We start from the raw sequence: 11,131 nt of genomic DNA on the forward strand, positions 1-11,131 counted from the left end.
ACCATATTCTCTTGACAGATTTTGCCTAATCACAGTTTAAAGAAATTAAAAATAAAATAAAACACATAGAGGTAATTTTCAGTCTAAGTCAGATGCTCTGTGTTCTGCATCTTTCCTTCCTTGCTAGGACAGGATTTTCCTTCCTTGCCTTCTCCACGTTCATAATCTCCGCCTTCACCATCAGGCATAACATCAGAAGTCTGTGCTGTTGCAGTGTCCATAGGAGACGCAATAGCAAACACTGCAGCCAAGGCAACTACCATGGAGAACATCATTACACTTTTGTTCATCTCATAAAAATAGGCGATTTTAAAATTTAAGGATTACGTATTTTTGTGCCAAATGGAATTTATGCTGAAAACTAATTCCTGTTAACAGATGGCTGAAGCAATAATACGACAAACAATACTTCATGACGTTGCACATTTTGGTGTACGTATTACAATAGGCATGATTTTCATAATGCATTCGCTGGGAAAGTTTGGCCCAGGATTTGCAGAGAACCTTCCAAACATGGGACTGCCAGCAGAAATGCAGATCCCGATAGCGTTGGCAGAATTTGTTCCAGGAGTGCTTTTGATACTTGGAGGATTGACTAGAATTTCGGCGTCTTTGCTGTCCATTGTGATGCTTGGTGCGATATTTCTCGTAAAGGGGGCTGAAAGCTTTACGGGAAGAGGAGGAACTGAGCTTGACATACTGCTCTTGGCAGGATGTCTAGTCATAATAGTAATCGGACCTGGAAGAATATCAATATCATATATTCTCAAAAAGGTTCCAAGATACCTGCAATAAAATTCTCTTTTGCATAAATTAAAATCAAAAATTAATTTTTTAGAAACACTACAATCAGATCATTGCCAATTTGGTAAAAAATCTTTTAATGTATACAACAAACTTTCATTCATGACAAAACCAATACCTGATGGGTTTCATACTGTGACCCCGTCAATTGTTCTAAGCAATTCCAAGGAGGCAATAGAATTCTACAAAAAGGCATTTGACGCAAGAGAAATTTACCATATGCCAACACCCGATGGCAAGACAATGCATGCCATGATTCAGATTGGAGATTCTTTTGTAATGATGTCTGACGAGTTTCCACAGATGGGCTGCACTGCCCCCACCACGGTGGGCGGAACATCAACTACAATTCATCTGTATGTGGAGGATTCAGACAAAATATACAACCAGGCAGTCCAAGCTGGCGCCAAACCTGCAATGCCAATGATGGATGCATTTTGGGGTGACAGATGTGGAAGCGTCGTTGATCCATTCGGGCACTCATGGATGGTATCAACTCACAAGAAAGACCTGTCTCCTGAGGAAATGCGCAAGGCTGCCGAAGAATACATGTCAAAGCAACACGGTTCGCAATAATCATTTTTTTATTTTTTATTTTTATAAAACTAAACAAGATTTCAGATATGCTTGAAGAAAACAAAAAGAATGCAGTTGCTTTCTACAAAATGGCATATGAGGGAAACCCACGTGGTGCAGTTGACCATTTTATTGGTGACAGATACATTCAACACAATCCCGATGTAGAAGATGGGAAAGATGGATTCATCAAATATTTTGAACGCATGGCAAAAGAATATCCTGAAAAGAGCATAGAGTTTGTACGGGTTGTTGCAGAAGGAGAACTGGTTGCGTTACAGACGCACCAAACATGGCCTGGAAATGATGAGTATGTAACAATGGATTTTTTCAAATTTGATGAGAACGGAAAGATTGTGGAGCACTGGGATTCAATTCAGCAGATTCCAAAGAAGAGCGCCAACTATAACACAATGTATTAAATTCAGTATTTTCTCCCAATTCAAATTTCCACGTGGGTATCATAAATCACTGCTTAACTATATCCCCATGAGAGTTGTGCTGGGGATATAGTTAGGAAGTTAGAAACTGGACCCACGTGGCATAGGGGGATTTTTGATTATAAAAAAACAGCTTGATAAAATGAAGATAAGGTATGATATGGTTGAAAATGCTAGTATGGGGCACCTTTGTCTCTTTGCGATTTGAACGCCTCTAGATACCAATCAAACTCATCAAGGAATCTTTGAACTCTTTTGTCATATTCTTGGGACAACAGATTGCCATCTTTATCAAATACTTCATTCACCTTAGATATTTGAAGCGAGGATGGAATGGAAGGCGACCCAAGCTCTGCAAAAATCTGGCGTAGATGCTGCGCTGCATTTATTCCTCCAAAAGAACCGACAGAGTATGAAACTATTGCAGAAGGCTTGAAAAAATATTCTTCCAAACAGTAGTCTAGCGTATTTTTCAGGGCCCCCGAAACAGTATGGTTGTATTCAGGCGTTATTGGAACATACCCATCAGCAGAATATATCATCTCATGCAGTTTTTTATATTTTGGTTCGGGCTCTTTCATCTCTTTATACATTCTGTCTAGGATGGGCAAATCCAATTGCATAGGGTCAATTACCATTGTTCTGTGACCTCGTTCTGAAATCTTTTTTGTAATCCAATGGCCTACCTTGGCACCGTTTCTGTCTTGTCTGACAGAGCCTAAAATTATCGCAATATTCAAATCTGAAATTAGCTTAATAATTTATGCCATAAAGATTTTCCCAATAAGGTTCAAATCAAGAAAAGTCTTTTAAAGAAAATAATACTGTTTTTGATTACAGATTAGGCAGTAAAATAAGACCCACGTGGAAAAAAATATCTGCAATCTTTTGTAAGATTGTCTAAAACATCTTCTCTCTTCTAATCATACCTAAAATAATGAACTATAGAATAGATTTTCAGCTATTATAGAAACTAGTAGTGATGTTTGAAGAAGAGAAATATTTAGAACAGGTTGCATCTAATTTTTTGATTTTAAATTTTTTGTACAATAAAAAAACTGTAAAATATGATTTCAGAATTCAGATTAAGAGAATTAGTAATTTGACACCATGTCTGCTTGTACTACCTACAAAAACCAGGAAAGTCTTGACAAGATTTTTCTGATAATGAAATCAAGGTGATAGAATCTTAATTAATTTTATTTACTATGGTTTGTTCTGTCAAGTATGAATCTAACCAAAAAAGAGATTGACACTTTAAAGATGATAATTGAGAAGATAGAAGACGATCAAAAGAACCAAAAGATGAGGATCAAAGGGAGGAGAAAACTGCAAAAACAAGGCAAAAGCCTGAACAAGGGAAAGGTTGCAAAACAAGCAAGGCCTACCCGCAGCCAAAAGCTGATAACCCAAAGAAAATCCCATCCTGGAAGAATCTAGCAAAAGTACCCCTAGACTCTTACATAGGCAGTGAATTTCTTGTAAAATGAATTTGTACTCTTCCTGATGAGAGACAAACAATCCCTAATTTCATGTTTGTCCGTTCAGTATTTTTCCAATCTTGTAATCAATGCTGAATTTCCCTGCTCCATAAAGAATCAACATGATTACTGCGCCCAGCAATGCAGGATCTTTCCATATGGCAGGACCCTTTGTAAAGTCAAACCCAAACATTATCATTGCTGCAACCAAAACAATGATCTGAAATGCTGCTGCAGGCCTAGTTATTACTGCCTACAAGAATCAGAATTCCGGAAATTAATTCTAAGGAACCAATCAATGTTGCCATGCTGACAGCTGTTGCCGGATCCATTCCCAGCCATCTTTTGCAACGTTTCTGACCAAACATTGTCCGGATCCATTAGTTTTCCACTACTTGCCCAAAGAAAACCAAACGCAATTCCGATTCTAAGATTGCCAGGACTCCAATGTTTGCAATGTTACTTGATGCGGGAGTCTTGAAAACTAAACTGGCTTTGTTTGGCGATTCTATGTTTGCCATGTCAACAAAGAAAATTAATTTCATTTAACATTTTTTCCAAATGATTGGTTTGGAAAAAATTAGATTATGAATTCTCGCAAACATTTGTGTTTTTTAATCAATTGATAATATTCTAACTACTTGCAATAACTGATAAACACAAAAAAAGTTGGGAACAGTTTTTTATTTTATGATTACGTAACATTGTTTGATTGGCTTGAATGGTACAGGTTCTTTAGGTTTTGAACAAATTAAAGTTCTTGAAAAGATCTGCAACAAGATAAGTGATGAGCCAAAAATAAGATTTTGTGGCATAATAAACACCATGGGCAAGATTGTGGCTGGAGGTTTCAAAGACAACATAAAACCATTGGACAATGATGACCAAAGACAAATGCTGTATATGCAATCAAGACTGGAGGTATCCATGAAAGGAGAATTCAACGAGAATCTTGGGAATGTCAATCACATTGTAACTTATCGTGACAACATAGTTCTGATCAATATGCCTATACCAAAATACAATCATCTTGCATTGATATCGGCAGAACGAAATGCCAGTATCGAACAAATTATAAAAATGGTTGCCAGTATTTTTGAATCCCATGACATTTTTGATGAAAAACCAAAAATGACTGTATGAACGATTAGCACACTTCACATCATATATCTAAAATCATAAAATAATTTGAAAGGATTGAATTTAGAACAAAGTTCTTTTATGAATATTATCCAGTATCAAGGATTTTGAGTCTAGAGAATGCCATAGTATGGTCCTTTGCAAGCAGCATCCCATTAATACTTGGTGCAACAATTACAAGATTTTTGGAGATAGACAGAAAAATCGTGGCAATTATTATGGCAGTAGGAAGCGGCAGTCTCATCTCGATAATCACATTTTCTTTGATGAGAGAGGCATACCATCTTGGAGGAGTAGTTCCAGTTTCTATCGGATTTGCTATAGGAGTCGTCATCTTTGGATTTGGGAACAGGCTCATAATAAAGAAATTCGTCATCAAGAGGAAAAATCAAGACGAGAACAAACCCACAAAGGGTTCAGGTCTGTCACTTGCGCTTGGTTCACTGCTAGATAACATTCCAGAAGGCCTGTCTATCGGAGTAACAATATTGATTTCAGGTACTATTGGATTTTCTCTGGTCATTGCAATTGCGATTTCCAACTTTGCAGAAGCACTTGCAGGTTCAAACATCATGAAGATTTACAAAAAGAACTCTAATCGTATTTTGGTATTATGGGGAATAGTAACAGCATCAAATGTTACTGCATCTGCATTGGGATTTATGTTGTTATCTGGAGTAGATGATGCAACTGTAGCTATCCTGTTATCTTTTGCAGCAGGAGCAATTTTGGGCATGCTTGCTGAAACCATGATGCCAGAAGTATTCAAACTTGGAGGATCGTTGATCTCATTGGCAACTGCAGCAGGATTTCTCATTTCATTTATCATGATCATTCAAAATGTTTATCCAGACATGTGAATAGAAGGTAATATTTTACAGATTTGTAACGTGATGTGTAATATAAGTAAAAATCAGAATTTGGTATTTGATTTAAATACAATATTGAGACTGATTTTCCGTGCCATTTGATTCTCTATGCAAGAAAAAAATATTCAGGGATGTTCCAAATCTTGAGAACATCAAAATAGACAAGCATGCAAATGAAATATTCTCCTCTGTTTTTACTGGAATGGGTGGAAGATATACCAGACTAAGAATACTATGTGAGATTGTGGGATCTTCTTTGAATACATTAGACATAGCAAAAAAACTAAGAATCGATTACAAAACTGTCCAGTACAATCTTGAAATTCTGGAAAACCACAATTTGGTTGTCAGAAAAGGAAGTGGTTATGGTGACGTATTTACTCCTTCTGAAATTGTTAAATCCAATTTGCCCACTTTGTATGAGGTCATAAGAAAAGTTGAAGCAAAACTTGAAGCAGCAGAAAAAAATTACATTGAATAACTCACATTAGGAAAAGTGTTAAAAACAAAATCTTAATCCATAGTTTGCATAAATCTTTTGAAACTGTTTCCAGTTGTATTTCTTTCAAAAAATGTCAAATGTTTCCAAGAATTTGGAAAAAATGGTTTAAACTATAGATGCAGAAATTCAGGATGGGAACACATAGGACCAATCACAGATCAGCCAATACAGTTGACAAGCCAACTGTGAACTTTTCTCTAAAAAGAGAAGTGTTTTTTGTAACAATCGGTTCTGTTGTGGGTGCATTTACCATGCACATTCCCAGAATATTTTCCGATATTGTAGGCGATTCCTCCTATTTGACTACACTGCTTGTGATGGCAGATGTTGTAAATTCATCAGATCCAATGATTGGTTTTATTTTACATCTTTTTGTTGCAACAGCTATTGGAATAGTCACCGGAATAATGTTGCACAGGATAGTTAGGTTCAATCTTTCGAAAATCTCCCGTGGAATAATGTACGGAATTGTTTCAGGAATTGTCGTATTCATTGTATTTGCAATTCCTGTAACTCAGGTATTGTTGAATCCGACCACAGTCGAGGTTCTTACAAAAACCAATCCAGACCTATCTAATGACATGGTAATACAGCAGATAGAAGAGGGACTTTTGGTTCAATTACGTGATTCTTTTTTGATGCATCTCATATGGGGGATTGCCCTTGGTACCATATCTTCTTTTTTTACACGTAAGTTTGGAGCAAATTATCTGTGTCACGTTTGTAATATTGAGTTTTCAAAGATAAGCACCTGGGAACATCATCAAAAGTATGTGCATGACAGCCCATCCCCTGAAATGAAAAAAATTGTCATATTGGGAGGGGGGTTTGCAGGTGTTCATGTTTTGAGAAAAGTACAAAAGAAATTTGAAGACAATGTAAACATCAACATCATGCTGATAAGTGAGAACAACTTTCTTCTCTTTACCCCAATGCTCCCAGAGATGGCAACTGGGACTGTTGAGCCAAGACACATTTCAACTCCAGTTAGAACATTTTGCAAGAGGGCAGAATTTTTGCAAGCTAAGGTTTCTGAGATTGATTTTGAGAGAAAAAATGTTTTTCTAAACAAAAACAAAAATAAAAAGTCAGAACAATCTCAAATTGCGTATGACTATCTGGTTATATCTTTAGGCAGCAGAACAAATTTCTTTGGCAACAAAGAAATCCAACAAAACTCGTTGTCTGTAAAAACGATGATTGATGCCATAAAGATAAGGAACCACGTAATCGAATGCCTTGAAAGTGCAGAACATGAAAAAGATAAGAAAACAAGAAAAGAGCTGCTGACTTTTGTTGTTGTAGGGGGAGGATTTTCAGGAGTTGAAACCATTGGAGAGCTTAACGATTTTCTGCGAGAATCTGTAAGCAAGTTTTATCGTAGAATAAAACTTGACGAACTAAACGTTATGCTTGTTGCAGCAGACAAGATCATATTACCTGAGGTTGGAGAAGTTTTGGGAAAATATGCTAAGGACACACTTGAAAAAAACAATGTGACCATCATTACAGGCACCAAGGCCACAAATGTAGGAGATAATTTTGTTGAAACTGACAATAATGAAAAAATCTTTTGCAACACAATAATTTGGGCTGCAGGACTGAGAATGGATCCCGTTTTCAAGAACTTTGACTGCAAAAAGGACGACCAAGACAAAATCAAGGTAAACCAACACCTTCAACTTGAAAATTATCCTGATGTCTTTGCAATTGGTGACTGTGCCTCCATCCAGAACTCCGATACTGGAGAAATGTATCCACCTACGGCTCAACATGCAATAGCTGAAGCTGAGATTGCTGCCAAGAACTTAATTTTATTAATTGACAGTAAAAATAAGCCCCTCTCTGTTTTTTCACACAGCACCAAAGGTACCATGGCAAAGATTGGTCAAAAAAATGCAGTCGCCATCATATTTGGAAACAGATTGAAGGGACTGATGGCTTGGTTTGTATGGAAGCAATACTATATTTCTGCAATTCCCACTTTGGAAAAGAAGATAAGGATAGGTGTTGACTGGTTTCTTGATCTGTTTTCCCATCGGGACATAACCCGATTGAATAACTATGATGAAAAACAGACTCTGTAAACAATGCGAACATAGTTTGTTGACGCAATAAATTCAGAAATCATTTTTGAAACAAATGTTACAAAACATCACATTGTTTTGAAGTGTAAGTAAAAATAATATTTGGATTTGGAAATATGTTTATCTATTAAAAAAAATATTTGCTGTTAATTGTCCAACGAAAAATCCCAAGAAAATAACTTTGATCCAAAATACAAAAAGAATGTGGAGAATTTTTACAAAACAATGGAGAACATAATTGAGGATTACCATAAAACAGTTTCACATTTTCAGATAAAATTCCTGAATTCAAACAAATCATTCATGGACAGACTTTTACAGGACAAAAAAATATTTGAAAAAAATTTCGAGAGTTCTGCGATGAATGACTATGTGTTTCAAATCACAAACAACTTAATCTCCGAGATGACTAAAGCCTTGGAATTCCAATCCCAAAATTTCAAGAAAAGTGTTGAAGAGTCAGAAAATTCCATGAAGGTTTGGAATGATGGAATGGGAAATGTCTTGGAACTATGGAAAAACATGTTTGAGTCAAATCCGTTTTTTAAATCAGAAAAGAGTAAGACATGAAGGCATCCCAAGTAATAAAACCAAAAGAAGACTTGGAAATAACTGAGATCGAAGTTCCGAAACCCAAAGGAAGGCAAGTAATTGTAAAAGTAGATTCATCAGGTGTGTGCCATAGCGACATTCACGTTTGGCAAGGAGGATACGAAGGAAAAGATGGCAAAATTATGAAGGTAGAAGACAGAGGTGTAAATTTCCCCCTGACAATGGGCCACGAGATAGCAGGAACCGTTGAGTCTGTGGGTGAAGACGTATCTAAATTCAAAGAAAACCAGCATGTCTTGGTGTATCCTTGGATAGGTGATGGTACGTGTTCTGCATGTCAGGTAGGTGATGAGCATGTGTGTGATGATCCTCAATCTCTGGGAATATACCAAGATGGGGGATATGCCGAAAAGGTCCTTGTCCCCGATGAAAAGTATCTTGTCGACATTGAAGGCATGGATTCGGACAAAGTGTGCTCCCTTGCGTGTTCCGGACTCACGGCATACAATGCAGTAAAGAATTCCAAAGTATCCCCAAAACAGAGTCTGGCAATAGTTGGAATTGGCGGGTTAGGACTAACCGCAATTCAGATAGCCAAAGCCTTGTTTAATCCGACAATCATTGCCATAGACTTGAATGATGATCGCCTGAAAAAAGCATCAGAGGTTGGTGCTGATTACACAATAAGCTCAAAATCAGATAATTTTATGGACAAAGTAAAGGAACTGACCCATAACAAACTGGGACCTGATGCCATTATTGATTTTGTGAACGGACCAAAAACTGTAGAAGCCGATTTGGAGATACTGAAAAAAAGAGGGAGGCTTGTTCTGGTTGGTCTTTTTGGAGGTTCTGCTGAGATAAACCTTCCATTGCTCCCAATGAAGAGCCATACCATAATTGGATCATACACTGGAAGGCTTGCAGATCTTGCCGACTTGGTTGATCTGGTAAAAAGAAACAAGGTGGATCCGGTCGTGTCAAAGACATTCAAGCTTGAAGATGCCACAAAAGCGCTGAACGAATTAAATGATGGTAACATAGTTGGAAGAGCAGTACTTAAGCCATAGTGTTGTTGCCATGACGAATTTCATTTATTTTCATTTTTGTGATTGCCAAAAAAGTGGACAAGTAATCTGACTTATGGCAACCATCACCACTACAAATCCGGCAACGGAAGAAAAGATTTCCACTTTTACAGTAGTGACAAATAATCAGATAAAACAGGCAGTAGATGACGCGAGAAATGCATTTAACTCATGGAAGGCCGCAGACGAGGAAAGAAAAAATACACTTCACGCAATGTCAGAATACCTCAAAAAAAATTCGGAAACACTTGCAAAGGTTGCCACAAACGAGATGGGGAAGGTTATCAAAGAGTCAAAATCAGAAGTTGAAAAGTGTGCATGGGCCATGGAGTTTTATGCAGACAATGGCCAAATCTTTCTTCAGGAAGAGACACTAAACACGGATGCAAGAAAAAGCACAATAAAGTTTGAGCCGTTAGGAGTTATCGCAAGCATAATGCCGTGGAACTTTCCTTACTGGCAGGCATTAAGATTTGCAGCGCCTAGCCTTATGGCAGGTAATGTGGTTGTGCTAAAACCCGCAAGCGCAACCCTCCAGTCTGGAATTGAAATTGAAAATGCATTCAAAGAAATTGATGCAAAAAAAGGGATATTTCATACCCTGATAGGAAATTCCGACTCTGCGACAACTTTGATTGATTCGGACATCAATGCGGTGACATTTACTGGAAGTGAAAAGGCAGGAGCAAAAGTTGGCAAAAGAGCTTCTGCCAATTTAAAAAAATGTGTCCTAGAGTTGGGCGGAAGCGATCCCTTTATCATACTTGATGATGCAGACATTGACAAGGCAACAGATGGTGCAGTTAAAGGCAGGTTCATCAACTGCGGACAGAGCTGTATTGCGTCAAAACGATTTTTCGTTTCAAAGGAAGTAGCAGAAGAGTTTACAGAAAAATTTATCCACAAAACAGAAAAGCTTGTGGTAGGTGATCCGTTATCTGAAAACTCTGACTTGGGACCGCTTGTGAACAAAGATGCACTAGACCGCATATCTGAAATGGTACAAGATGCAAAGAAGAAAGGGTGCAATGTTTTGACAGGGGGAGAGCAGCTTCATGACGGCAAAGGTTATTTTTACAAACCGACAATATTGACAGACATAAAAGATAACATGGATGTTGCAAGCGAGGAAACATTTGGTCCCATAGCCCCAATAACGATAATAGAAGATGAGGACGAGGCCATCCGACTAGCTAACGATAGCAAGTATGGTCTGGGTGCAAGTATCTGGACTGAGAATCTCAAAACTGCCGAAGTTCTTTCCGACAAAATTGAATCTGGAATTGTTAGTGTCAATAATGTCGTCGTCTCTGATCCTAGAATTCCGTTTGGCGGGATAAAAAACAGTGGATTTGGAAGGGAGCTTTCAAGGTACGGGATGCTGGAGTTTGTCAGCGTCAAATCTATTCGGTTCTATGATGATCTTGTATCTCACCACTACGTGGAGTAGGAAAAATGACTGACAAGAAAACTGACAGATATCAAGAAAAAACACAAGGTTTTGAAACTATGCTTATTCTTCAAGGAGGGGGTTCGTTAGGGGCATATGAGGCAGGCGTATTTTCTACGCTACACAAACACAAGATAAAGTT

General features: G+C 37.6%; 15 protein-coding genes. 11 read left to right on the forward strand and 4 right to left on the reverse strand.

Annotated elements, in window-relative coordinates; all coding sequences use genetic code 11:
• Positions 1–83: 83 nt before the first annotated feature.
• Positions 84–290, reverse strand: coding sequence for a hypothetical protein (locus ACOQN3_RS00005; RefSeq protein ID WP_420544447.1), 207 nt, complete (start codon positions 288–290; stop codon positions 84–86).
• Between the two features lie 88 nt (positions 291–378).
• Between ACOQN3_RS00005 and ACOQN3_RS00010 the strand changes: the two genes are divergently transcribed.
• The 3 genes from ACOQN3_RS00010 to ACOQN3_RS00020 all read left to right on the forward strand — a co-directional run bounded on the left by ACOQN3_RS00010 (position 379) and on the right by ACOQN3_RS00020 (position 1,802).
• The gene (locus ACOQN3_RS00010; protein ID WP_420544448.1) at positions 379–795 is read left to right on the forward strand and encodes a DoxX family protein; all 417 of its coding nucleotides are present in this window, start codon (positions 379–381) and stop codon (positions 793–795) included.
• Between the two features lie 111 nt (positions 796–906).
• Positions 907–1,380 carry a VOC family protein gene (locus tag ACOQN3_RS00015; RefSeq protein ID WP_420544449.1) on the forward strand — a complete coding sequence of 158 codons (474 nt, stop codon included), beginning with the start codon at positions 907–909 and terminating at the stop codon, positions 1,378–1,380.
• A 47-nt stretch (positions 1,381–1,427) separates the two neighbouring features.
• Positions 1,428–1,802 (forward strand): nuclear transport factor 2 family protein, encoded by a 375-nt coding sequence (locus tag ACOQN3_RS00020; protein ID WP_420544450.1) that lies wholly within the window; start codon positions 1,428–1,430, stop codon positions 1,800–1,802.
• A gap of 191 nt (positions 1,803–1,993) precedes the next feature.
• Here ACOQN3_RS00020 and ACOQN3_RS00025 read toward each other — a convergent pair whose 3' ends face one another.
• A complete protein-coding gene (locus tag ACOQN3_RS00025) occupies positions 1,994–2,560 on the reverse strand; it encodes an NADPH-dependent FMN reductase (RefSeq protein WP_420544451.1) in 567 nt (188 codons plus the stop codon).
• Between the two features lie 487 nt (positions 2,561–3,047).
• On the opposite strand from ACOQN3_RS00025, the gene ACOQN3_RS00030 reads away from it, so the two are divergent.
• Positions 3,048–3,260, forward strand: a complete 213-nt coding sequence (locus tag ACOQN3_RS00030) for a hypothetical protein (protein WP_420544452.1) — start codon at positions 3,048–3,050, stop codon at positions 3,258–3,260.
• Between the two features lie 90 nt (positions 3,261–3,350).
• Here ACOQN3_RS00030 and ACOQN3_RS00035 read toward each other — a convergent pair whose 3' ends face one another.
• Positions 3,351–3,512, reverse strand: a complete 162-nt coding sequence (locus tag ACOQN3_RS00035; protein ID WP_420544453.1) for a hypothetical protein — start codon at positions 3,510–3,512, stop codon at positions 3,351–3,353.
• 169 nt (positions 3,513–3,681) lie between these two features.
• Positions 3,682–3,822, reverse strand: a complete 141-nt coding sequence (locus ACOQN3_RS00040) for a hypothetical protein (protein ID WP_420544454.1) — start codon at positions 3,820–3,822, stop codon at positions 3,682–3,684.
• A gap of 187 nt (positions 3,823–4,009) precedes the next feature.
• Between ACOQN3_RS00040 and ACOQN3_RS00045 the strand changes: the two genes are divergently transcribed.
• The 7 genes from ACOQN3_RS00045 (at position 4,010) to ACOQN3_RS00075 (ending at position 10,989) form a co-directional block, all read left to right on the forward strand.
• Positions 4,010–4,444 carry a DUF6659 family protein gene (locus ACOQN3_RS00045; protein ID WP_420544455.1) on the forward strand — a complete coding sequence of 145 codons (435 nt, stop codon included), beginning with the start codon at positions 4,010–4,012 and terminating at the stop codon, positions 4,442–4,444.
• Positions 4,445–4,548: 104 nt separating this feature from the next.
• Entirely contained in the window at positions 4,549–5,301 is a 753-nt protein-coding gene (locus ACOQN3_RS00050) for a ZIP family metal transporter (RefSeq protein WP_420544456.1), read from the forward strand.
• 100 nt (positions 5,302–5,401) lie between these two features.
• Positions 5,402–5,791, forward strand: a complete 390-nt coding sequence (locus ACOQN3_RS00055; RefSeq protein ID WP_420544457.1) for an ArsR/SmtB family transcription factor — start codon at positions 5,402–5,404, stop codon at positions 5,789–5,791.
• A 152-nt stretch (positions 5,792–5,943) separates the two neighbouring features.
• On the forward strand, positions 5,944–7,899 hold the full coding sequence (locus ACOQN3_RS00060; RefSeq protein WP_420544458.1) for an NAD(P)/FAD-dependent oxidoreductase: 1,956 nt from the start codon (positions 5,944–5,946) through the stop codon (positions 7,897–7,899).
• A gap of 150 nt (positions 7,900–8,049) precedes the next feature.
• Positions 8,050–8,469: a hypothetical protein gene (locus ACOQN3_RS00065; protein ID WP_420544459.1), complete on the forward strand. Its 420-nt coding sequence runs from the start codon at positions 8,050–8,052 to the stop codon at positions 8,467–8,469.
• Positions 8,466–9,521 (forward strand): alcohol dehydrogenase, encoded by a 1,056-nt coding sequence (locus ACOQN3_RS00070; protein WP_420544460.1) that lies wholly within the window; start codon positions 8,466–8,468, stop codon positions 9,519–9,521. The genes ACOQN3_RS00065 and ACOQN3_RS00070 overlap by 4 nt, the downstream gene beginning before the upstream one ends.
• A gap of 73 nt (positions 9,522–9,594) precedes the next feature.
• Positions 9,595–10,989: an NAD-dependent succinate-semialdehyde dehydrogenase gene (locus tag ACOQN3_RS00075; RefSeq protein WP_420544461.1), complete on the forward strand. Its 1,395-nt coding sequence runs from the start codon at positions 9,595–9,597 to the stop codon at positions 10,987–10,989.
• The last annotated feature ends 142 nt before the right edge of the window (positions 10,990–11,131 follow it).

The sequence above is a fragment of the Candidatus Nitrosopumilus sp. genome (genome assembly GCF_965223225.1).
Classification (GTDB): Archaea; Thermoproteota; Nitrososphaeria; order Nitrososphaerales; family Nitrosopumilaceae; genus Nitrosopumilus.

Excerpts from the sequence above, each read along its gene's own strand:
- ACOQN3_RS00060 (WP_420544458.1), top strand. The coding sequence starts at position 5,944 with ATGGGAACACATAGGACCAATCACAGATCAGCCAATACAGTTGACAAG.
- ACOQN3_RS00030 (WP_420544452.1), top strand. The coding sequence starts at position 3,048 with ATGAATCTAACCAAAAAAGAGATTGACACTTTAAAGATGATAATTGAG.
- ACOQN3_RS00020 (WP_420544450.1), top strand. The coding sequence starts at position 1,428 with ATGCTTGAAGAAAACAAAAAGAATGCAGTTGCTTTCTACAAAATGGCA.
- ACOQN3_RS00040 (WP_420544454.1), bottom strand. The coding sequence starts at position 3,822 with ATGGCAAACATAGAATCGCCAAACAAAGCCAGTTTAGTTTTCAAGACT.
- ACOQN3_RS00070 (WP_420544460.1), top strand. The coding sequence starts at position 8,466 with ATGAAGGCATCCCAAGTAATAAAACCAAAAGAAGACTTGGAAATAACT.
- ACOQN3_RS00010 (WP_420544448.1), top strand. The coding sequence starts at position 379 with ATGGCTGAAGCAATAATACGACAAACAATACTTCATGACGTTGCACAT.
- ACOQN3_RS00015 (WP_420544449.1), top strand. The coding sequence starts at position 907 with ATGACAAAACCAATACCTGATGGGTTTCATACTGTGACCCCGTCAATT.
- ACOQN3_RS00005 (WP_420544447.1), bottom strand. The coding sequence starts at position 290 with ATGAACAAAAGTGTAATGATGTTCTCCATGGTAGTTGCCTTGGCTGCA.
- ACOQN3_RS00075 (WP_420544461.1), top strand. The coding sequence starts at position 9,595 with ATGGCAACCATCACCACTACAAATCCGGCAACGGAAGAAAAGATTTCC.